Source organism: Caballeronia sp. INML3B (assembly GCF_023631305.1).
Taxonomy (GTDB): domain Bacteria; phylum Pseudomonadota; class Gammaproteobacteria; order Burkholderiales; family Burkholderiaceae; genus Caballeronia; species Caballeronia turbans.
Genome location: NZ_JALQDI010000027.1, coordinates 23,879 through 45,310, shown reverse-complemented (window position 1 = coordinate 45,310; position 21,432 = coordinate 23,879). Strand labels below are relative to the sequence as shown.

The 21,432-nt window shown below is 62.6% G+C and carries 16 protein-coding genes; 14 read left to right on the top strand and 2 right to left on the bottom strand.

The window, feature by feature from the left end; translation table 11 throughout:
* Window positions 1-145: 145 nt before the first annotated feature.
* On the bottom strand, window positions 146-1,336 hold the full coding sequence (locus tag NCS58_RS12750; protein ID WP_250477114.1) for a M20 aminoacylase family protein: 1,191 nt from the start codon (window positions 1,334-1,336) through the stop codon (window positions 146-148).
* A 159-nt stretch (window positions 1,337-1,495) separates the two neighbouring features.
* On the opposite strand from NCS58_RS12750, the gene NCS58_RS12745 reads away from it, so the two are divergent.
* Window positions 1,496-3,586, top strand: coding sequence for a molybdopterin-dependent oxidoreductase (locus tag NCS58_RS12745; protein ID WP_250538545.1), 2,091 nt, complete (start codon window positions 1,496-1,498; stop codon window positions 3,584-3,586).
* A gap of 118 nt (window positions 3,587-3,704) precedes the next feature.
* Complete coding sequence (locus NCS58_RS12740; RefSeq protein ID WP_250538544.1) at window positions 3,705-5,378, top strand: long-chain fatty acid--CoA ligase; 1,674 nt, start codon at window positions 3,705-3,707, stop codon at window positions 5,376-5,378.
* Window positions 5,379-5,537: 159 nt separating this feature from the next.
* On the opposite strand, the gene NCS58_RS12735 is transcribed toward NCS58_RS12740, so the two are convergent.
* Complete coding sequence (locus NCS58_RS12735; RefSeq protein WP_061121472.1) at window positions 5,538-6,713, bottom strand: porin; 1,176 nt, start codon at window positions 6,711-6,713, stop codon at window positions 5,538-5,540.
* Window positions 6,714-7,270: 557 nt separating this feature from the next.
* On the opposite strand from NCS58_RS12735, the gene coq7 reads away from it, so the two are divergent.
* The 12 genes from coq7 (at window position 7,271) to murC (ending at window position 21,421) form a co-directional block, all read left to right on the top strand.
* Complete coding sequence (gene coq7 / locus NCS58_RS12730) at window positions 7,271-7,927, top strand: 2-polyprenyl-3-methyl-6-methoxy-1,4-benzoquinone monooxygenase (RefSeq protein WP_250477111.1); 657 nt, start codon at window positions 7,271-7,273, stop codon at window positions 7,925-7,927.
* A 390-nt stretch (window positions 7,928-8,317) separates the two neighbouring features.
* Window positions 8,318-8,746: a division/cell wall cluster transcriptional repressor MraZ gene (gene mraZ / locus NCS58_RS12725; protein WP_061121473.1), complete on the top strand. Its 429-nt coding sequence runs from the start codon at window positions 8,318-8,320 to the stop codon at window positions 8,744-8,746.
* A gap of 16 nt (window positions 8,747-8,762) precedes the next feature.
* Window positions 8,763-9,716 carry a 16S rRNA (cytosine(1402)-N(4))-methyltransferase RsmH gene (gene rsmH / locus NCS58_RS12720; protein ID WP_061121474.1) on the top strand — a complete coding sequence of 318 codons (954 nt, stop codon included), beginning with the start codon at window positions 8,763-8,765 and terminating at the stop codon, window positions 9,714-9,716.
* Window positions 9,713-10,057, top strand: a complete 345-nt coding sequence (ftsL, locus tag NCS58_RS12715) for a cell division protein FtsL (RefSeq protein ID WP_061121475.1) — start codon at window positions 9,713-9,715, stop codon at window positions 10,055-10,057. Before rsmH ends, ftsL begins: the two co-directional genes overlap by 4 nt.
* Window positions 10,054-11,910, top strand: coding sequence for a penicillin-binding protein 2 (locus NCS58_RS12710; RefSeq protein ID WP_061121476.1), 1,857 nt, complete (start codon window positions 10,054-10,056; stop codon window positions 11,908-11,910). The genes ftsL and NCS58_RS12710 overlap by 4 nt, the downstream gene beginning before the upstream one ends.
* The gene (locus NCS58_RS12705) at window positions 11,907-13,451 is read left to right on the top strand and encodes a UDP-N-acetylmuramoyl-L-alanyl-D-glutamate--2,6-diaminopimelate ligase (protein WP_250477110.1); all 1,545 of its coding nucleotides are present in this window, start codon (window positions 11,907-11,909) and stop codon (window positions 13,449-13,451) included. The genes NCS58_RS12710 and NCS58_RS12705 overlap by 4 nt, the downstream gene beginning before the upstream one ends.
* Window positions 13,448-14,878: a UDP-N-acetylmuramoyl-tripeptide--D-alanyl-D-alanine ligase gene (gene murF / locus NCS58_RS12700; protein WP_250477109.1), complete on the top strand. Its 1,431-nt coding sequence runs from the start codon at window positions 13,448-13,450 to the stop codon at window positions 14,876-14,878. Before NCS58_RS12705 ends, murF begins: the two co-directional genes overlap by 4 nt.
* A gap of 23 nt (window positions 14,879-14,901) precedes the next feature.
* Window positions 14,902-16,071, top strand: coding sequence for a phospho-N-acetylmuramoyl-pentapeptide-transferase (gene mraY, locus NCS58_RS12695; protein WP_061121479.1), 1,170 nt, complete (start codon window positions 14,902-14,904; stop codon window positions 16,069-16,071).
* 46 nt (window positions 16,072-16,117) lie between these two features.
* Entirely contained in the window at window positions 16,118-17,629 is a 1,512-nt protein-coding gene (murD, locus tag NCS58_RS12690; protein WP_250477108.1) for a UDP-N-acetylmuramoyl-L-alanine--D-glutamate ligase, read from the top strand.
* The gene (gene ftsW, locus NCS58_RS12685; RefSeq protein ID WP_250477107.1) at window positions 17,626-18,903 is read left to right on the top strand and encodes a putative lipid II flippase FtsW; all 1,278 of its coding nucleotides are present in this window, start codon (window positions 17,626-17,628) and stop codon (window positions 18,901-18,903) included. Before murD ends, ftsW begins: the two co-directional genes overlap by 4 nt.
* Complete coding sequence (gene murG, locus NCS58_RS12680) at window positions 18,900-20,018, top strand: undecaprenyldiphospho-muramoylpentapeptide beta-N-acetylglucosaminyltransferase (RefSeq protein ID WP_250477106.1); 1,119 nt, start codon at window positions 18,900-18,902, stop codon at window positions 20,016-20,018. The genes ftsW and murG overlap by 4 nt, the downstream gene beginning before the upstream one ends.
* Window positions 20,018-21,421 carry a UDP-N-acetylmuramate--L-alanine ligase gene (gene murC / locus NCS58_RS12675; RefSeq protein WP_061121483.1) on the top strand — a complete coding sequence of 468 codons (1,404 nt, stop codon included), beginning with the start codon at window positions 20,018-20,020 and terminating at the stop codon, window positions 21,419-21,421. The genes murG and murC overlap by 1 nt, the downstream gene beginning before the upstream one ends.
* Window positions 21,422-21,432 lie beyond the last annotated feature (11 nt).

Genomic DNA, 21,432 nt, shown 5'->3' with positions numbered 1-21,432 from the left:
TGTGAAAGTAGGTAATCGTCAGGCTCCTCATGCGATAAACAAAAACCCCACCCCGCAAAGGTGGGGTTTTTGCGTTTGGAAACCGCAAACTTGTCAACGCGAGGACTCAAAGCGAAAAGCGATGGCCGTTTTGCCGCCGCAGCCGTCAGCGAGCCAGAAATCGCTCGGCCAAACGAACCCAATACGACGATCCAACAGCCAACAAATCATCGTTGAAGTCATAACTTGCGTTGTGCAACATACAAGGTCCGGCGCCATGTCCGTGCTCGCGATGTCCACCATCGCCGTTACCTAAGAACGCGTAACATCCAGGCTTTTCAAGAAGCATAAAGGAGAAGTCTTCCGCGCCCATTGTTGGTTCGACGGCGTTGTCGACCTTATCCTTCCCTACGACTTCCGCCATCACTTCTGCCGCGAATCTCGTCTCTTCAGGCGCGTTGATTGTCGGCGGATAATTTCTGCTGAAGTGCATCTCTACCCCGCAATCGTACGCCGCAGCAGTTGCTTCGACGATTTTGCGCATGCGCTCTTCGATCAGATCGAGCGTTGCAACCGTGAAAGTACGCACAGTCCCGCCGAGCCAGGCCAGATCGGGTACGACATTCGCCGCTTCCCCTGCATGAAACTGAGTAATGGACAGCACTGCTGTATCGATCGGCTTCTTGCTTCGCGTAATGACGCTCTGAAGTCCATTCGCAATCTGGACCGCCGTAAAAACCGGATCGCGTCCGTTATGCGGCAAGGCGGCATGCGAACCGGTTCCCCGGACCGTGATACGAAACTCATTGCTCGAGGCCATAATCGGCCCCTCGATCACGCCGAAATGACCCGCGGGCATGCCAGGCCAATTGTGGATGCCGAACACGGCGTCGACTGGAAATCGGTCGAACAGACCGTCCTCGATCATGGCCCTGGCGCCGGCCCCACCTTCTTCGGCCGGCTGGAAAATGAAAACGACGGTCCCGTCGAACTTGCCACGCTCGGCCAGATGTTTTGCGGCGCCGAGCAGCATTGCGGTGTGACCATCGTGGCCGCAGGCATGCATGCGGCCGTCGTTCGTCGAACGATGTCCGAACGTATTGAGTTCCTGAATAGGCAACGCATCCATATCCGCGCGCAGCCCGATCGATGCGCCTCCGGTGCCGCGCTTCAGTATTCCCACGACACCAGTCTTGCCCATTCCACGATGCACCTCGATCCCCCAACGTTCGAGGTTTTCGGCCACGAGTTTCGCGGTGCCGACTTCTTCATAACGTAATTCGGGATGAGAATGGATCGTTCGTCGGAGCGTTTTGATTTCATCGTGTGATGCTTCGATTTCTGGGATCAGATTCATTTGAACTGCTCTCACGTTTGAATTCCGATCGCGCATAGTGAGCGCGCGAGTCATCCATTCTACGCGGCCACTATTTGCGGCACCGGACGGTCGATCGCATAGTAGCCGTAATAGAATTCGTTCATCTGCCGCCTTTCTTCTGATTAACGGGACTTTCCGATGAACGCTCCAGCCGAGTTCGCCCGCGCCGTATGCCCACACGATTGCCCGGACACCTGCGCAATGCGCGTAACGGTAAAAGACGGCAAAGCGGTCAAGATCAGCGGCGATCCCGATCATCCGCCGACGCAGGGCGTCCTTTGCACGAAGGTCGCTCGATACGCCGAGCGCACGCATCACAGAGATCGTCTCCTGACTCCCTTGCGAAGAGTCGGGAAAAAGGGCAAGGGCCGTTTCGAGTCGATTGGATGGGACGAGGCATTGCGACTCGCCGCTGACCGCCTGAAACCGATCGCCCGGCGTGCGCCCGAATCCATCCTGCCGTACAGCTACGCGGGAACGATGGGTCTCGTCCAAGGAGAGAGCATCGCCGCCCGATTTTTCAATGTGCTGGGCGCATCGCGGCTCGAGCGCACGATTTGCGCCGCCGCCGGTGCGGCGGGCTTGCGCTATACGTACGGCGCCAGCCTAGGCATGCATGCGGAGTTTTACGAAGAGAGCGAAATAATCCTGATCTGGGGAGCGAATCCGATCGCCTCGAGTCTGCATTTCTGGACGCGCGCGCAGGAAGCCAAGCGGCGAGGCGCCAAGCTGATCGCGATCGATCCTTATAAATCGCTCACTGCGGAAAAGTGTCATCAGCACGTCGCGCTGCGCCCGGGCACCGATGCCGCGCTGGCGCTCGGCATGATAGACGTACTGATTCGAGAAAACCTCATCGACGATGAGTATGTGAGCGCGCATACCGTAGGCTTCGAAGAACTCGCGGCGCGCGCGGCGCAGTATCCGCCTTCACGCGTTGCGCAGATTTGCGGCATCGAAGAGGACGTCGTCGTAGAACTCGCTCGCGCGTTCGGATCGACAAAAAAGGCCGCGATCCGGCTGAACTACGGCATGCAGCGCGTGCGCGGTGGCGGCAACGCGGTTCGCGCGATAGCCTGCTTGCCCTCGTTGACGGGCGCGTGGCGCGAACGCGCCGGAGGTTTGCTGCTTTCGTCCTCAGGATGGACTCCAATCAACGGCAGCGCCCTCGAGCGCCCCGATTTGCTGCCGGGGTGGCCTTCGAAATTGCCGCGCGCGGTCAACATGAACGCGATCGGTGACGCGCTGCTCCATCCCGGTGACGAAAAGTTCGGGCCCAAAATCGAAGCGCTGATCGTCTACAACTCAAATCCAGTAGCCGTCGCGCCCGATTCGGCGAAGGTCGAGGCCGGTTTCGCGCGCGAGGACTTGTTCACGATCGTGCTTGAACACTTCCAGACCGATACTGCCGATTACGCCGACCTGATCTTTCCCGCGACGACACAACTCGAGCATCTGGATGTCCACAAGTCGTACGGACACACGTATGTGATGGCGAATCTGCCGGCGATTCCACCCGTCGGCGAAGCGCGCCCGAACACCGAGATATTTCGCGGCCTCGCGCGCGCGATGGGCCTCGTCGAGCCCGCGCTTTTCGAAACCGACGAGCAGATCGCGTCGAATGCTTTTCGTTGGGACGACCGGACGCTGGAAGGTCAGAGCTGGGACAAGCTGAAGTCGTCCGGCTGGCTGAAGCTCGACATCGCAGAGGCTCCGCTGGCCGAGGGCGCGTTCCGCACGCCGTCGGGGAAATGCGAGTTCTACAGCGAACGCCTGAAACGCGAAGGCCTCGACCCGCTGCCGGATTACCTGCCTCCCTACGAATCCGCGGATGGCTCGCCGGAGTTGGCCGCGCGTTATCCGCTCGCAATGATCTCGCCGCCGGCCCGCAACTTCCTGAACAGTAGCTTCGTGAACATCGAGAGCCTGCGCGCGACGGAACGCGAACCGCATCTCGACATTCATCCCGCCGATGCTCAGGCGCGAGGCATCGCCGATGGCGCGCTGGTGCGCATCTTCAACGATCGCGGCTCGATGCAGGCCCGCGCGCGCGTGACAGATCGCGCGCGCGAAGGCGTCGTCGTTGGCTTGTCGATCTGGTGGAAGAAGTTATCGCCGGATGGCTGCAATGCGAATCAGGTGACTAGCCAGGCGCTGACGGACCTCGGAGGCTCAGCGACGTTCTACGACTGCCTCGTCGAAGTGGAGCAGATGGATCGCTGTGCATGACACGGCGGACTCAGACGATTCTGGTGTATGGCGTCTAACCCAGTTGTCGGAGGCTTGATGAAAAGCTACGATCTCGCTTCCGCACGACCATTCTAAAATCATATAAAGGAGACGCCGTATGGAGAAACCCTGGCTACAGTCTTACCCGGCCGGCGTGCCAGCGTCCATCGATGCCTCCGTGTATCGGTCGGTTTCCGAACTGCTCGAGGACAGTTTCCGCGCGAACCGCGACCGCCGCGCGTTCGTCTGTCTGGGCCAGGCGATCACTTACGCAGAGCTCGACGCAATGTCGAGAAAGCTGGCCGCGTGGTTCCAGAAGCGGGGGATGAAACCCGGCGCGCGAGTCGCGCTGATGATGCCGAATGTCTTGCAGTACCCCATCGCGATTGCAGCGGTGCTCCGCGCCGGATATATCGTCGTCAACGTCAATCCGCTTTACACGCCGCGCGAACTCGAGCACCAGCTCAAAGACAGCGGCGCGGAAGCGATCGTCATTCTGGAGAACTTCGCGGTAACGCTTCAGGCCGTCGTCAAGAACACTGCAATCAAACATGTGGTCGTCGCTGCGATGGGCGATCTCATGGGCCTGAAGGGGCTCCTGGTCAACTTCGTCGTGCGTCGCGTGAAGAAGATGGTTCCCGAGTGGAGTCTGCCCGGCAGCATTCGTTTCAACGATGCGCTCGACCAGGGCGGCCGCCTCACGCTCCAGCCCGTCACCCAGACTCCCGACGACGTCGCGTTCCTGCAGTACACCGGAGGCACGACGGGCGTTGCCAAGGGCGCGACGCTCACGCATCGCAATATCATCGCGAACACGCTCCAGTCAGAAGTCTGGCTCGATCCTGCCCGCAAGCGCCGTCCCGACATCGACCAGTTCGTTTGTGTGGTCGCCCTGCCGCTGTATCACATCTTCGCGCTCACGGTGTGCGGGATGCTGACGATCCGGACGGGCGGCCTGGGCGTGCTGATTCCGAATCCGCGCGACATCGCGGGCACCATAAAGGAATTGAAGGGCGTTCCCATCAACACGTTCCCGGCGGTCAACACGCTCTATAACGCGCTGTTGAATCATCCCGATTTCGGCAAGCTCGACTTCTCAAAGCTCATCGCGGCAAACGGTGGAGGCATGGCGGTTCAGGAAGCCGTCGCAAAGCGCTGGTTTGCGGCGACCGGTGTACCGATCATCGAGGGTTACGGCTTGTCCGAGACTTCGCCGTGCGTGACCTGCAATCCGGTGACCGCGACCGAATACACGGGCACGATCGGCTTGCCGCTTCCGTCGACGGAAGTCTCGATCCGCGACGACGACAACCGGGAAGTGCCGCTTGGCCAACCGGGCGAGATCTGCATTCGCGGGCCGCAGGTGATGGCGGGCTACTGGAACCGCCCCGACGAAACGGCGAAGGTGATGACTCACGACGGCTTCTTCCGCTCCGGCGACGTCGGCGTGCTGGACGAGCGCGGCTACGTCAAGATTGTCGATCGAAAGAAGGACATGATTCTCGTGTCGGGCTTCAACGTGTATCCGAACGAAATCGAGGATGTCGTCGCGATGTTGCCGGGCGTGTTCGAAGTCGCCGCGGTCGGGGTAAAGGATCAGGCCTCCGGCGAAGCGGTGAAGCTCTTCATCGTGCGCAAGGATCTGAGCCTGACGGAAGCCGACGTCATCGCTTTCTGCAAGGAGCGGCTCACCGGCTACAAGCGCCCGCGGATGATCGAATTCCGCAATGAATTGCCGAAGAGCAATGTCGGCAAGATTCTGCGGCGCGAGTTGCGCGACGGCCGCGCGTAGCGTTCGCATCCTACGAACCAGAAAAGCCATCGCGTCGTGAGACGCGGTGGCTTTTTTGTTGGACGCACGCGACGCGGCGTCATGCGATCTGCACGCACAGGAACGAAAAAAAGGCGCCCGAAGGCGCCTTTCAGAGGATGCTGCTTTGTTACGACCTTATTAGAACTTGTGACGGATACCGACAACAGCGGCAACCTGGTTCGACGTCGACGACGGCGACAGACCGTTGATGTTCGCAACCGCTGTTTGGTTCGTCGAGTCCGTGCCGCTCGCGTGCTGGTAGATACCGTCGATGTACACGTCCGTGCGCTTCGACAGGAAGTAGTCCGCACCGAGCATGCCCTGATGGTACTTGGCGTTGGTCAGGCCGTAACCCTTCGTGTAGTCATATGCCGCGCCGAGCAGCAGGGCCGGGGTCAGCTGATACTTGAAGTTGATTTCGGCGTTGTGGAACTTGCCCGAGCCGCCCGTGTACCCAGCCGGGTTCAGGCCAGCGCCTGCTTCGTTGTTGACGTCCTTGAACTGCGTGTTGCTATACGTCGCGCCGACGGTCGCTGCACCGAACGTGTAAGCACCGCCAGCCGTGATGACTTGCTGCGTCTTGGCCGATGCGAAGCCCGAGTACACGCGGCTCGACATGTTCGAAGACGAAGGCGTCGTGGTCGCCGTGCGGCTCGTCGCGTTGTTGCCGAAGAACGAGAAGTTCGGATCCTTGACGTTCAAGTAGCCCGCGCCCAACTGCAGGGGACCTTGCGAATAGCCGAGGCCAACCGACCAGATCTGGTTGCGGTTGAACTGGCCGGCCTGGCCGCCGAGGCTGTACAGGCCGCCGAACGTGAAGCCGGCGTAGTTTGCGCTCGTGTACTTGACCGCGTTGTTCACGCGATTCGAGTTGTTCATGTTGTCCAGGTCGCCCGGGTGCGCGCCGAAGTACGACGCCCACTGGCTACCGACTTCGAATGCGCCGGTGTAGTCAACCACGGAGTCGTACTGACGACCCAAGGTGACCGTGCCGAATTGTGCCGTCGACAGACCGACGTAAGCCTGACGGCCGAACATGTCGCCGCCTTGGCCCAGTTGGCCGTTGAACACGTTGAAGCCGTTTTCCAACACGAAGATGGCCTTCAGACCGCCACCGAGGTCTTCCGTGCCGCGCAGGCCCCAACGGCTACCCTGCAGGTTGCCGCTGTTCATTGCATACAGCTTCTGACCGTTGCTGTTGTTGTTGTAGGCGAAGCCTGCGTCGATGATGCCGTACAGCGTCACGCTGCTCTGCGCATGTGCAGCGCCTGCGAATGCGCCCAATGCGGCGAGAGCGAGAAGCGACTTTTTCATTGAATAGATCTCCAGGGAGTGTTTGCGACTTTTGGCAAGGTCACTGTTCTTAGCGCCAGTGTGTTGACGGTCCCTGCCGGGCTTCTTAATGAAGTTGAGACGTAATGTAACAAAGAGACTTTGGAGGACAAAGGAAAAGGGGAAGATCCGCCGGACTCGTGTGACGTTTACGCAACAGACGCTAAAATGTTGGTTTTGCAGGACTTTTGCGAGTCGTGTTTGCCCTAATTACCAAAACGGGGCTTGCGAAGGGGCGTCTGCGGTGCGCTCGCGCGCGTCGAAGGGGTGCGTCGCCGGCAGTCGCAGATGCGTCGATCGCGAAGCGTTCCATAGTCCTTGTCACGAAGAGCCTGGCTGCGCTTCGGGCTGCTGAAACCTAGGCCCTGACAAGCCTGCGCGGCTTCGAGGCCCCTCGATGTGCGCTAAAATCCGCGTTTTCTTCGCATGCTCGCTCAGCCGCTTGACGAAACACCCGGTCAGCGCCGAGGAGCCAGCGCATACGGTTTGCTGAAAACGCGCAAACGCCGTGACCACGAACTATGAAGAGAGGTGGCAACATGACGCTCGATGAAGTCATCAGCGAGTTCGATCGGGGCTTGCGCTCCATGACCGGCGTGAGTCGCATGTCGCGGCCGATTCCCGAATCGACGATGTCCGGTCCGGACGCGCAAGGCGATGTTCTCTCGGAGGAATCACAACTCACCGAGAAAGAGCGCGCTCATTCGGCCGGCTTGATGCGTGTGAACCACGTCGGCGAAGTCTGCGCGCAGGCGCTGTATCAGGCGCAGAAGCTCGCCACCAATTCGCCCGAACTCAAAGCGAGCTTCGAGCGAGCCGCGCGCGAGGAAGAGGATCATCTCGCGTGGACGTCGACGCGGCTCAAGGATCTCGAGTCGCGGCCGAGCTTATTGAATCCGCTCTGGTACGCGGGCGCGCTCGCGATCGGTTTCGTCGCGGGCCGCTTCGGCGATCGTGCGAGCCTCGGCTTTATGGCGGAGACCGAACGCCAGGTCGAGCAACATCTCGATGGTCACATGAAGACGTTGCCGGTGAACGATCACGCGTCGCGCGCGATCGTCGAACAGATGCGTCTCGACGAAAGCGCGCACGCCGCCGCGGCAATCGGCGCGGGTGGCAGCGAAGTGCCGTTTCCGGTTCGCGCCCTGATGCGTGCAGCGTCCAAAGTGATGACTCGCACGGCCTACTACATATAGCGTGTTAGACGCCTCGGCAATCGCCGCCGCGTGGCGCCCCATGGCGCTCGCTGTCCGAACCCACGAGTGGACCACTAGTTGGCCAGAAGAACCGTTACATTTCCCTCATTTCGCCTGCTCATTTCACGTACTACCTTCACATCCCGCACTAGCCCTCTAATTCATAACGGTTTTCTCTTTCGCCGTCACTTCAAGCTCCTGCGCTAAGTCCTTGTTCTAGCGAATAAAAACCACTCGAAAAAAAGTTACGCGTCTTGACCGAGGAAATGCGTTCCTCTAAAGTGGGAGACAGTGTGAGAAAGTGGTCTTTTGTGTGATTCGCAGGCCATTTTCAAGCAAAAGCAGGTGGGACGGGCGTCAGGGTGGGCGTCCGAAATGGGGAGAGGGTGAGTGTTCCAAGGGGCGTCGGCGCTGACGCTCGATGCGAAAGGGCGGATGTCGGTTCCGTCGCGCTATCGGGAAGCGCTGCAAGGGCAGGCAGAGGGCCGGGTGACGCTCACGAAGAGCCCGGATGGATGCCTGTTGCTCTTTCCTCGCCCGGAGTGGGAAGTCTTTCGCGCCAAGGTCGCCGCGCTTCCGATGGAAGCCATGTGGTGGCGGCGCATCTTTCTCGGTAATGCAATGGATGTCGAACTCGACAGCGCCGGGCGCGTGCTGGTCTCGCCCGAGCTGCGTGCTGCCGCGTCGCTGGAAAAAGAGGTGACCTTGCTCGGCATGGGCGCGCACTTCGAGTTGTGGGATTCGCAGACCTACGCGGCGAAGGAAGCGGCGGCGATGGCGCAGGGCATGCCCGAAGCGCTGAAGAATTTCACTTTCTGACGCGGCGCTGAAGAACATGGCGAATTCGTCGGGAAAAGAGCTGCAGCACCGCACGGTGCTGCTGAAGGAAGCGGTGGATGGGCTGATCACGCGCACGGACGGCATCTATATAGATGGCACTTTCGGGCGCGGCGGTCATAGCCGGGCGATCTTGCAACGGTTGGGGGAAGCGGGGCAGCTCATCGCCTTCGACAAGGATCCTCTTGCGATCGCCACGGCACAACAGATTCACGACTCGCGTTTTTCGATCGTGCACGACAGCTTCGCGGCTTTGCGCGATGCGGCGAACGAGCGCGGTGTCGGGCGGGTGTCGGGCGTGTTGCTGGATCTTGGCGTGTCGTCGCCGCAGGTGGACGACCCGGAGCGCGGCTTCAGCTTCCGCGCAGAAGGTCCGCTCGACATGAGGATGGATCCGACTCGCGGCGAGTCGGCGGCCGAGTGGCTCGCACGGGCTACGGTGCAGGAAATCACGGAGGTCATCAGAGATTATGGGGAAGAACGGTTTGCTTTTCAGATTGCAAAGGCGCTTGTTGCTCGCCGGGCAGAGTCCGACCGTCTTGGGCCTCTCGACAGCACGAGCGAGCTTGCCGAAATCGTGGGTCACGTCGTCAAAACCCGTGAAAAGGGCAAGGACCCGGCAACTCGCACCTTTCAGGCTATACGGATTCACGTCAATCAAGAGCTTGCGGAGCTGCAAGTAGTACTCGAGTCGGCATTGGCATTGTTGGAGCAAGGGGGGCGGCTGGTCGTGATCAGCTTTCATTCACTCGAAGACCGGATCGTCAAGCGGTTCATGCAGGCGCACGCGAGCGCGCCGGCGGTGGACCGTCGCTTGCCGATCCGCGCGGTCGATCTGCCCAGCCCGCCGCTGCGTGTGGTCGGCCGCGTGTTTCCGAGCGATGCCGAAGTCGCCGACAACCCGCGCGCGCGGTCCGCGGTGATGCGTATCGCTGAGCGGATCGCCCCATGAACCGTCTCAATATCTTCCTGCTGATCGTCGTGCTCGGGTGCGCGCTGTCGGTCGTCAGCTCCACGAACCAGCAGCGGGAGATCTTCATCGACTTGCAGCGGGCGCAGTCGCAGGAGCGCCAACTTCAGCAGGATTACGCGCAGTTGCAGTATCAGCAGAGCGCGCTCTCGAAGACGTCGCGCATCGAGCAGTTGGCCACTAACTCACTGAAAATGCAGCCCGTGACGACCGGCCGCACGCAATATCTCACCTACGACACGGCGACCGGCAAGGCCGCCGACGCACCCATGCCGCCGCCGCTGCCGGCGTCGGCGCCGCCTGCACGCGGAGCCAAGCGATGAAAAAATCCGCGAAGCAGAAAGACGTCGCTCATACGCCGAACCCGCTGCTCGCCGTGCGCCTGCCGATGTGGCGCTCGAAGTTCGTCGTATTCCTGCTTTTTATGGCGTTTGTCGCCCTCGCCGCACGCGCGTTCTGGATTCAGGGGCCTGGCAACGCGTTCTTCAAGAAGCAGGGGGAGAGCCGCTATCAGCGCACGCTCGAAATGCCGGCGACGCGCGGCCAGATTCGCGACCGTAACGGCCTTGTGCTTGCGACGAGCCTGCCGGTGAAGGCCATCTGGGCGATTCCCGAGGCCGTGCCGAACGATCTCGGCGCGGACAAATTCGCGCAACTGTCCAAACTGCTCGAAATGCCGGAAAAAGAGTTGCGCGCGAAGCTCTCGATGGACAAGACCTTCGTCTACGTGAAGCGCCAGGTGCCGCTCGAAGTCGCGCAGAAAGTCGCCGCGCTCGACATTCCCGGCATCTATTCGCGCGGCGAATACAAGCGCTTTTACCCGGAAGGCGAAATCACCGCGCACCTGATCGGCTTTACTAATATTGAAGACAAGGGACAGGAAGGCGTCGAACTCGGCGACCAGAACGTTCTCGCCGGCACGCCGGGCATGCGCCGCGTCATCAAGGACCGCATGGGCCACATCGTCGAGGACGTCGACGAGCAAGTCGTGCCGCACAATGGTACGGATGTCGAACTCTCGATCGACAGCAAGATTCAGTACATCGCGTACACGAACCTGAAAGCGGCCGTCGAGAAGTCGAAGGCGAAGGCAGGCGCGGCGATCGTGATCGACGTGAAAACGGGCGAGGTGCTCGCGCTCGTCAACTATCCCACTTACAACCCGAACGACCGCTCGCGCATGACGGGCGAGCAGTTGCGCAACCGCATTCTGACGGACACGTTCGAGCCGGGCTCGATCATGAAGCCGTTCACCGTTTCGCTCGCGCTCGATCTGCATCGCGTGACGCCGAATACGCTCGTCGAAACGGGTGGCGGCGTGTTCGTCCTCGACGGGGCGCGCATCACGGACGATTCCGGGTTCGGCACGCTCACGGTCGGCGGCGTGATTCAGAAGTCGAGCAATATCGGCGCGACCAAAATTGCGATGCAATTGCGTCCTGAGGAAATGTGGAACATGTACACGAGCATCGGGCTCGGTCAGGCGCCGAAGGTCGGTTTTCCGGGCGCCGTGACAGGACGCCTGCGGCCGTGGAAAAGCTGGCGGCGCATCGAGCAGGCGACGATGTCCTATGGTTACGGCTTGTCCGCGTCGCTGTTTCAGCTTGCGCGCGCGTACACCGCGATCGCCAACGACGGCACCATTCTGCCGGTCTCGATTTTCCGCACGCCCGGCGATCAGCCGCCGATCGGTCAGCAGGTATTCTCGCCCACGACCGCGCGCCAAGTGCGCGCGATGCTCGAAACCGTGACGGCGAAGGGCGGCACGTCGCCGGATGCGGCCGTGGCGGGCTATCGCGTCGGCGGCAAGTCGGGCACGGCGTACAAGCACGGCGGTCACGGCTACGACCATTCCAAGTACCGCGCATCGTTTGTCGGCATGGGGCCGATGCCGAATCCGCGCATCGTCGTGGCGGTGTCCGTCGACGAGCCGACGGTCGGTAGCCACTTCGGCGGTCAGGTATCGGGTCCGGTGTTCTCGGGCATCGTCGGCGACACGCTGCGCGCGCTCAACGTGCCGCCCGACATGCCGGTCAAGCAGATGGTCGTGACGGACGATTCGAACGCCGCCGCACAACCGGCAGCCCAGCAGCCGGCGAACAGGAATAACGTGAACACCGCGAAGAAAGTCGCGGTGTCCAGCAACACGAAGACGCACCCGGGAGTCGTGCGATGAGCGCGCAGGCCCGACAGAGCAAAATGCAAAAGGATGTATCACATGCCGTTCAGTGGCTGCGCGCGCACGCGCGGCCCGAGGCGCAACTGCACGCCGACACGCGCTCGCTCAAAAGCGGCGACGTGTTCCTCGCCTATGCGGTGGATGGCGCGGACAACCGCCCGTATCTCGACGCCGCGCTCGCCGCGGGCGCGGCCGCGGCGCTCTATCAGCCGGAGAGGTTCGCGGGCAAGCCCGATCAATCGAAAACGCTCGCCGTGAAGGCGCTGAACGAACTCGCGGGCCCGATCGCGTCCGCGTGGTACGGCGAGCCGACGGCATCGATGCTGACCGTCGGCGTGACAGGCACGAACGGCAAGACCTCGTGCAGCCAGTGGATCGCCACGGCGTTGACGGCGCTCGGCCGCCCGTGCGCGATCGTCGGCACGCTCGGCATCGGCATGCCGGGCAAGCTCGTACATAGCGGCTTCACCACGCCCGACGCGCCGCAATTGCAGCGCAATCTCGCGCAATTGAAGGCGCAGGGCGCGGAAGGCGTAGCAATGGAGGTGTCGTCGCATGCGCTGCACCAGGGCCGCGTGAATGGCGTCGATTTCGACGTCGCCATTTTCACGAATCTCACGCAGGATCATCTCGATTACCACGGCACCTTCGACGCCTACGAAGCAGCGAAAGCGCGTCTCTTCGCGTGGCCGTCGCTCAAGACGGCAATCGTCAATCGCGACGATGCGGCGGGTCGGCGCCTGATCGAATCGCTGCGCGGCAACGTGCGCACGATCGCCTATGGCGTCGAAATGCCCGCCGATGCCGCGCCGAGCGCCGACGCGATGCTGCTCGCGACGCAGGTCCGCGCGACCGCGACGGGTACAGCGTTTCATTTGTCGTCCGACTGGGGCGAAGCCGATGTCGAAGTGGGCACGCTCGGCACATTCAACGTGAGCAATCTGCTTTCCGTGCTCGGCGTGCTGCTCGAAGTCGGCGTGCCGTTCGATGCCGCCATCGCGCGCATCGAGAAGCTCGAATCCGTCAACGGACGCATGGAGCGCCTCGGCGGACGCATTCAGAGCGATGAGCCGCTCGTCGTGATCGACTACGCCCACACGCCCGACGCGCTCGACAAAACGCTCACCGCGCTGCGCCCGATCGCGCAGGCGCGCGGCGGCGAGCTCGTCTGCATGTTCGGCTGCGGCGGCGACCGCGATGCGACCAAGCGTCCGCTCATGGGCGCGATCGCGGAGCGTCTCGCGGATCAGGTCGTCATCACGAGCGACAACCCGCGCAGCGAAGATCCGCAAGCCATCATCGATCAGATCGCAGCCGGAATGACCGACGCCGCCAAAGCGCGCCGCATCGAGGACCGTGCGAGCGCGATCCTGCAGGCGATCCGCTCGGCGGCGCGCGAGGATGTCGTCGTGCTCGCCGGGAAAGGACACGAAGCCACGCAGGAAATCATGGGCAAGAAGCGCGCGTTCTCGGATCAGGATCACGCGCGGCTCGCACTTGCCGCGCGCGCCACGCAACAGCGCGGAGGTGGCGAATGACGATGTTCACCTTGCGCGAAGCCACCGCGATGATTCCCGGTGCCGTTCTTAAGGGCGACGAAAACGTGGCTATCGAACGCATCGTCACGGACAGCCGTGGCGTTCAGGCCGGTGACCTGTTCGTCGCGGTGCGGGGCGATCGCTTCGATGCGCATGATTTCCTCGATCAGGTGGCAAAGAGCGGCGCGGCTGCGGCGCTCGTGTCACGCGACCCGAGCAACGCTGATGCCTGGCCACTTCCTGTCATCAAGGTAAAGGACACGCGCGCCGCACTCGGTGCGCTGGCGCACGGCTGGCGTACGCGCTTCACGATGCCGCTCGTCGCCGTCACGGGCAGCAACGGCAAGACGACGGTCAAGGAGATGATCGCGTCGATTTTCGCGGCTGCGGTCGGCGAGCAATCGCGTCTCGCGACCGCTGGCAACTTCAACAACGACATCGGCCTGCCGCTCACGCTGTTCCGTCTGAACACGTCGCACAAGCTCGCGGTGGTCGAGCTCGGCATGAATCATCCGGGCGAAACGGAAGTGCTCGGCAAGATCGCCGCGCCGGACGTCGCCGTCGTCAACAACGCGCAGCGTGAGCATCAGGAGTTCATGGCGACGGTCGAAGCGGTCGCGCTAGAGCACGCGTCGGTGATTCACGCGCTCGGTGAAACGGGTACGGCCGTGTTTCCCGCCGACGATCAATACGCCGTCTTCTGGCGCACGGCCGCGACGGGCAACCCGATCATCGACTTCGCGCTCACGGACGACGCGTCGAAGGCAGCCGTCACCGGCACGCTCGAAGGCACGACGGTGCGCATGCAGACGCCGCAAGGCGCGCTCGATGTCGCGTTGAACGTGCTCGGCGAACACAATGCGCGCAACGCAATGGCCGCGACCGCAGCCGCGCTCGCCGCGGGCGTTTCGCTCGATGCGATCAAGCGCGGCCTCGAATCCTTCCAGCCGGTGAAGGGCCGTCTGCAGGTGAAGCGCGCGATCCTCGGCGCGCTCGCAGGCGCGACCGTCATCGACGACACGTACAACTCGAATCCCGATTCGATGCGCGCCGCGATCGACGTGCTCGCATCGCAGGCAGCACCTCGCGTGCTCGTGATGGGCGACATGGGCGAAGTCGGCGAGGAAGGTCCGGCGTTTCATCGCGAAGTCGGCGCGTATGCGGCCGAGCGCGGTATCGATGCGCTCTTCGCGCTCGGCGCAGCCAGTGTCGATGCGGTGAACGCATTCACCGCCAGCGCATCGAAGCAAACCGCGGCGCATTTCGGTGACGTCACCGAAATGGTCGCCGCACTCGAACGCGCAGGTTACGGCAGCAACGCAACGTATCTCGCGAAAGGCTCGCGCTTCATGAAGATGGAGCGCGTAGTGGACGCCTTGACGACTTCCCAACAATCCGCTGCGGGCAGTGCGCCCGCGGCACATTGATTCACTGAAAGAGAAGGACCAGCATGCTACTCGCACTCGCGCAATGGCTCCAGAATGACGCCAGCTTCATGCGCGTGTTTACCTACATCACGTTCCGCGCCGTGGGCGCCACGGCGACGGCGCTTTTGATCGGCCTGGTTTGCGGCCCGTGGGTCATCCGCAAGCTGAGCGCGCTCAAAGTCGGCCAGGCCGTGCGCAAGGACGGCCCGCAGACGCACCTCGTCAAGTCCGGCACGCCGACGATGGGCGGCGTGCTCATTCTCATCGGCATCGCGGTGTCGACGCTGCTGTGGGCCGACCTCACGAACCGCTTCGTGTGGATCGTGATGCTCGTCACCTTTGGCTACGGCGTGATCGGCTGGGTGGATGACTATCGCAAGGTCGTGCACAAGGATCCTCGCGGCATGTCCTCGCGTGAGAAGTATTTCTGGCAATCGGTGATCGGCATTTTCGCGGCCGTTTATCTCGCGTTCAGCGTCTCGGAGGCGAACAACGCGCGCGTGTTCGATCTCTTCATGGCGTGGGTGAAGAGCGGCCTGTCGATGGGCCTGCCCGCGCGCGCAGACTTGATGCTGCCGTTCCTCAAGTCGATCACCTATCCGCTCGGCGTGTGGGGCTTCATCGCGATGACGTATTTCGTGATCGTCGGTTCGAGCAACGCGGTGAATCTCACCGATGGTCTCGACGGTCTCGTCATCATGCCGGTCGTGCTCGTGGGCGCGTCGCTCGGCGCGTTCGCGTACGTGATGGGCAGTTCGGTTTATTCGAAATATCTGTTGTTCCCGCACATTCCCGGCGCGGGCGAACTTTTGATCTTTTGTTCCGCAATGGGGGGCGCGGGTCTCGCGTTTCTCTGGTACAACACGCACCCCGCGCAAGTCTTCATGGGCGATGTCGGCGCGCTCGCGCTCGGCGGCGCGCTAGGCACGATCGCGGTGATCGTCCGTCAGGAGATCGTGCTCTTCATCATGGGCGGCATCTTCGTCGCGGAAACGCTTTCCGTGATGCTGCAGGTCTTCTGGTTCAAGTTCACGAAGCGCCGCTACGGCGAAGGCCGGCGTTTCTTCAAGATGGCGCCGCTGCATCACCACTACGAGTTGTCCGGCTGGACCGAGACGCAAGTGGTCGTGCGCTTCTGGATCATCACGTTGATGCTGTGTCTCTTCGGCTTGTCGACGCTCAAGTTGCGTTGATTTTTTTGCGGTTTCGCGGTTTCAGGTTTTTGGGAAAGGTAAAGCGATGTTTGGCGAGAAGTTTGTCGGTCGGCAAAGTCCGATGGTGCTCGTGCTGGGACTGGGTGAATCCGGTCTGGCGATGGCGCGCTGGTGCGCCAGGCACGGTTGCCGCCTGAAGATCGCCGACACGCGCGAAACGCCGCCGAATCTTTCCGAACTCGCGGTTCACAAGATCGATGCGGACTTCATCGGCGGGGCGTTCACGCCCGCATTGCTCGATGGCGGCATCGAACTCGTTGCGATCAGCCCGGGGCTTTCGCCGCTCGCGCCGGATCTCGCGCCGTTGATCGCCGCAGCAAAGGAACGCGGTATTCCCGTGTGGGGCGAACTGGAACTCTTCGCGCAGGCGCTCGCCGGACTGGGCGCGAACGGTTATGCGCCGAAGGTCATCGCGATCACCGGCACGAACGGCAAAACCACGACCACCGCGCTTACCGGTCTTTTGTGCGAGCGTGCGGGCAAGTCGGTCGCAGTCGCGGGCAACATCAGCCCGTCGATGCTCGACAAACTGACCGAAGCGATCGATCAAACCGCCCTCCCGGATGTCTGGGTACTCGAACTGTCCAGCTTCCAGCTCGAAACCGCGCATTCCTTCGCACCGCACGCGGCCGCGGTGCTCAATATCACGCAGGATCATCTCGACTGGCACGGTGGCCTGGACGCGTATGCCGCCGCGAAGGGCCGCATTTTCGGATTGCGCACGACGCGCGTGCTGAACCGTGACGACGCCCGCACGATGGCGCTCGCGAAGAACATCGCGCAGGACCGCGTCGTGACGTTCGGGCTGAACGAGCCGTGTCATGTCGGTGACTATGGTTTGCTGCGCGACAACGGCATGACGTGGCTCGCCATCGGCGTCGATCGCGACGCCGCCGATGAACCCTCGCCGTCGCGTCGCCGCAAGCAGGAAGTCAGCGAGCCGAACGTCGTCTCGAAGCGACTGATGCCTGTCGATGCGCTGCGTATTCGCGGGCTTCACAACGCGGCGAACGCGCTTGCGGCGCTCGCGCTCGCGCGTGCGATCGATCTCCCGCTCGCCGCGCTGTTGCACGGCCTGCGCGAGTATCGCGGTGAGCCGCATCGCGTGGAAGTGATCGCGCAGATCGACGGCGTCGATTACGTCGACGACAGCAAGGGCACCAACGTCGGCGCGACGGTGGCCGCGCTCGATGGACTCGCGCAACGCATCGTGCTGATCGCTGGTGGCGACGGCAAGGGCCAGGACTTTTCGCCGCTCGAAGCGCCTGTCGCACGCTGGGCGCGCGCGGTCATGCTGATCGGACGCGACGCGCCGCGCATTCGCGAAACGCTCGCATCGACGGGCGTCGTGCTCGAAGACCACGCGACGCTCGAAGCCGCGACGAATGCCGCCGCGCGCATCGCGGAAGCCGGCGACGCCGTGTTGCTCTCGCCCGCGTGCGCGAGCCTCGACATGTTCAGGAACTACGCACACCGCGCCGACGTGTTTCGCAGCGCCGTGGAAGATATCGCCGCCGCGCGGGGAGTGATGCTATGAGCTGGTCGGACCGCTTCGGATCGAAACTCACGGGCCAGCGCAACGCGATGCCGAGCGACTCGCTCGCGGGCCGCTCGAATTCCGGCACGCGCGGTGGCATTTCGAGCGCGGTGAACGGCGTGCGCCCCGCGCGCTCGCGCATGCTCGACTACGACTATTCGCTGCTCTGGGTGATGATCGCGCTGCTCGGTCTGGGCATCGTGATGGTGTACTCGGCGTCGATCGCGATGCCCGATTCTCCGAAGTACGCGAGCTACCGCGACTATCACTTCCTCGTGCGCCACCTGATCTCGATTACGACGGCGCTCGTCGGCGCGATCATCGCGTTCAAGATCCCGATCAAGACCTGGGAAAAATACGCGCCGAAGCTGTTTCTCTTCGCGCTGGTGTTGCTGGTCATCGTGCTGATTCCGCACGTCGGCAAAGGCGTGAACGGCGCGCGCCGCTGGATTCCGCTCGGCATCACGAACATGCAGCCGTCGGAAATCATGAAGCTCGCGGTGACGATCTACGCCGCAAACTACACCGTGCGCAAGCAGGAATTCATGCACAGCTTCGGCAAGGGCTTCCTGCCGATGGCGGTGGCGGTCGGCGCGGTCGGCGCGCTTTTGCTGCTCGAACCCGATATGGGCGCGTTCATGGTGATCGCCGCCATCGCGATGGGCGTGCTGTTCCTCGGCGGCGTCAATGGCAAGCTGTTCGGCGGACTGGTGGCGACGGCGGTGGGCACGTTCACGTTGCTCGTGTGGGCATCGCCGTGGCGTCGCGAGCGAATCTTCGCTTACCTCGATCCGTGGGACGACCGTTACGCGCAAGGCAAGGCGTACCAGTTGACGCACTCGCTCATCGCGTTCGGACGCGGGGAGTGGTTCGGCGTCGGACTCGGTGGCAGCGTCGAAAAGCTCAACTATCTTCCAGAAGCGCATACCGACTTCATTCTTGCCGTGATCGGCGAGGAACTCGGTTTCGTCGGCGTGATTTGCGTGATCCTGCTGTTCTACTGGATCGTGCGCCGCGCGTTCGAGATCGGCCGTCAGGCGCTCGCGCTCGATCGCACGTTCGCCGGTCTGATGGCGAAGGGCGTCGGCATCTGGTTCGGCGCGCAGACGTTCATCAACATGGGCGTGAATCTCGGCCTCCTGCCGACCAAGGGTCTTACGCTGCCGCTCGTCAGCTACGGCGGCTCGGGCATTTTGCTGAACTGCGTCGCGCTGGCTGTCTTGCTGCGCGTGGATTACGAAAATCGGGTTCTCATGCGCGGAGGAAAAGTATGACCGCGCAACGCGGCCGCACCTTGATGGTGATGGCGGGCGGCACCGGGGGCCACGTGTTCCCGGGGCTCGCGGTCGCGCACTGGATGCAGGCCCACGGCTGGCGCGTGGTATGGCTCGGCAATGCGAACGGCATGGAAGCGACGCTCGTGCCGAAGCACGGCATTCCGATGGAATACGTGCGCTTTGGCGGCGTGCGCGGAAAAGGCATCAAGACGAAGCTGATGCTGCCGGTGAATCTGCTGCGCGCATGCTCGCAGAGCCTCGCCGCGCTGCGTCGCGTGAAGCCGGATGTCGTACTCGGCATGGGCGGCTACATCACGTTTCCGGCGGGCATCATGACGAAGCTCGCGGGCTGCCCGCTCGTGCTGCACGAACAGAATTCGATCGCGGGACTCGCGAACAAGGTGCTCGCGCATCTTGCGAAACGCGTGCTCGTCGCGTTTCCAAATGCTCTGCCGAATGCCGAATGGACCGGTAATCCGATCCGTGCGGAACTAACGAGCGCGTTGCCACCCAAAGTACGCTACGCCGCGCGTTCGGGGCGTCTGAATGTGCTCGTCGTCGGCGGCAGTCTCGGCGCGGCCGCATTGAACGAAACCGTGCCGAAGGCGCTCGCGATGCTGGCGCCGGACGAGCGTCCGCGCATCGTTCATCAGGCGGGCGCGAAGCATATCGAAGCACTGGAAGCGAACTACGCGGCGGCGGGTCTCACGCGCGGAGAAGATTTGCAACTCGTGCCGTTCATCGAAGACATGGCGGGCGCTTACGCATCGGCGGATCTCGTCATCTGTCGCTCAGGCGCGATGACGGTCTCGGAGATTGCGGCGGTGGGCGTAGCAGCGCTCTTCGTGCCGTTCCCGTTCGCCGTCGACGATCACCAGACGACCAACGGCGCCTTTCTCGCGAAGAACGGCGCGGCTGAACTGATACAACAACGCGATTTGTCGGCGCAAAAGCTCGCCGACTTGCTACGCGTACAGACGCGCGCATCGCTCGAGCAAATGGCCGAGCGCTCGCGCGCACTCGCGAAACCGGACGCGACCGAAAAGGTCGCGAGCATATGCGCCGACGTGGCCGGCGCGCGTGTGAACGCGCAAGCTCGGGAGGCACATTAATGAAACATATCGTCAAGCATATTCACTTCGTCGGGATCGGTGGCGCCGGCATGAGCGGCATCGCGGAGGTGCTGCTCAATCTCGGCTATCACGTGAGCGGTTCGGATCTCGCGAACAACGCCGTGACCGAGCGGTTGCGTGCGCTCGGCGCGCGCGTCGACATCGGCCATCAGGAACAGAACATCGAAGGCGCGAATGCGGTCGTCGTGTCGACGGCCGTGCGTCCCGACAATCCCGAGGTGCTCGCGGCGCGCCATCGCCGCGTGCCGATCGTGCCGCGCGCCGTGATGCTCGCGGAACTCATGCGGCTCAAGCAGGGCATCGCGATCGCCGGTACGCATGGCAAGACCACGACGACTTCGCTCGTCGCAAGCGTGCTCGCCGCGGGCGGACTCGATCCGACGTTCGTCATCGGCGGCCGCCTGATTAGCGCGGGCGCGAACGCGCGGCTCGGCACGGGCGATTTCATCGTCGCGGAAGCCGACGAATCCGACGCATCGTTCCTGAATCTCTTCCCGGTGATCGAAGTCATCACGAACATCGACGCCGATCACATGGACACCTACGGCCACGACTTCGCGCGGCTGAAGCAGGCGTTCATCGAGTTCACGCATCGTCTGCCGTTCTATGGCATCGCGGTGTTGTGCGTCGACGATCCGAACGTGCGCGAAATCCTGCCGTTCGTCTCGAAGCCGATCATCCGCTACGGCCTGGGCGCCGAAGCGGAAGTGCGCGCAGTAAATGTCGAGGCGCGCGACGGCCGCATGCATTTCACCACGTTGCGCGCGGATGCGCCGTCGCTCGACATCGTGTTGAACCTTCCGGGTACGCACAACGTGCAGAACGCGCTCGCGGCGATTGCGATTGCGACTGAACTTGAAGTCGCGGATGCCGATATCCAGCGTGCGCTCGCCGAATTCAACGGCGTGGGCCGGCGCTTCCAGCGTTACGGCGAAGTGAACGCGAGCACCGGCGAAGGCGCGTACACGCTGATCGACGACTACGGTCATCACCCGGTTGAAATGGCCGCGACGATCGCGGCGGCGCGCGGTGCGTTTCCCGACCGGCGTCTCGTTCTCGCGTTCCAGCCGCATCGCTATACGCGCACGCGCGACTGCTTCGAGGATTTCGTACGAGTGCTGTCGACGGTCGATGCGCTCGTGCTCACCGACGTTTACGCAGCAGGCGAAGCACCCATCGTCGCAGCGGACGGCCGCGCATTGGCGCGCGCGATTCGCGTCGCGGGCAAGGTGGAGCCGGTATTCGTCGAGACGATCGACGAAGTGCCCGACGCGGTAACGACGATCGCGCGTAACGGCGACGTGGTGATCACGATGGGCGCGGGTTCCATCGGCGGCGTGTGCGGAAAGCTGGCGAACGTGGCAAATGGCCAGTCTCAGTAAGAGCGGTATCA

What these genes read in the sequence shown, in the direction of transcription:
- NCS58_RS12750 (WP_250477114.1), bottom strand. Translation starts at nt 1,336, where the DNA reads ATGAATCTGATCCCAGAAATCGAAGCATCACACGATGAAATCAAAACG.
- NCS58_RS12745 (WP_250538545.1), top strand. Translation starts at nt 1,496, where the DNA reads ATGAACGCTCCAGCCGAGTTCGCCCGCGCCGTATGCCCACACGATTGC.
- NCS58_RS12740 (WP_250538544.1), top strand. Translation starts at nt 3,705, where the DNA reads ATGGAGAAACCCTGGCTACAGTCTTACCCGGCCGGCGTGCCAGCGTCC.
- NCS58_RS12735 (WP_061121472.1), bottom strand. Translation starts at nt 6,713, where the DNA reads ATGAAAAAGTCGCTTCTCGCTCTCGCCGCATTGGGCGCATTCGCAGGC.
- coq7 (WP_250477111.1), top strand. Translation starts at nt 7,271, where the DNA reads ATGACGCTCGATGAAGTCATCAGCGAGTTCGATCGGGGCTTGCGCTCC.
- rsmH (WP_061121474.1), top strand. Translation starts at nt 8,763, where the DNA reads ATGGCGAATTCGTCGGGAAAAGAGCTGCAGCACCGCACGGTGCTGCTG.
- ftsL (WP_061121475.1), top strand. Translation starts at nt 9,713, where the DNA reads ATGAACCGTCTCAATATCTTCCTGCTGATCGTCGTGCTCGGGTGCGCG.
- NCS58_RS12710 (WP_061121476.1), top strand. Translation starts at nt 10,054, where the DNA reads ATGAAAAAATCCGCGAAGCAGAAAGACGTCGCTCATACGCCGAACCCG.
- NCS58_RS12705 (WP_250477110.1), top strand. Translation starts at nt 11,907, where the DNA reads ATGAGCGCGCAGGCCCGACAGAGCAAAATGCAAAAGGATGTATCACAT.
- murF (WP_250477109.1), top strand. Translation starts at nt 13,448, where the DNA reads ATGACGATGTTCACCTTGCGCGAAGCCACCGCGATGATTCCCGGTGCC.
- mraY (WP_061121479.1), top strand. Translation starts at nt 14,902, where the DNA reads ATGCTACTCGCACTCGCGCAATGGCTCCAGAATGACGCCAGCTTCATG.
- murD (WP_250477108.1), top strand. Translation starts at nt 16,118, where the DNA reads ATGTTTGGCGAGAAGTTTGTCGGTCGGCAAAGTCCGATGGTGCTCGTG.
- ftsW (WP_250477107.1), top strand. Translation starts at nt 17,626, where the DNA reads ATGAGCTGGTCGGACCGCTTCGGATCGAAACTCACGGGCCAGCGCAAC.
- murG (WP_250477106.1), top strand. Translation starts at nt 18,900, where the DNA reads ATGACCGCGCAACGCGGCCGCACCTTGATGGTGATGGCGGGCGGCACC.
- murC (WP_061121483.1), top strand. Translation starts at nt 20,018, where the DNA reads ATGAAACATATCGTCAAGCATATTCACTTCGTCGGGATCGGTGGCGCC.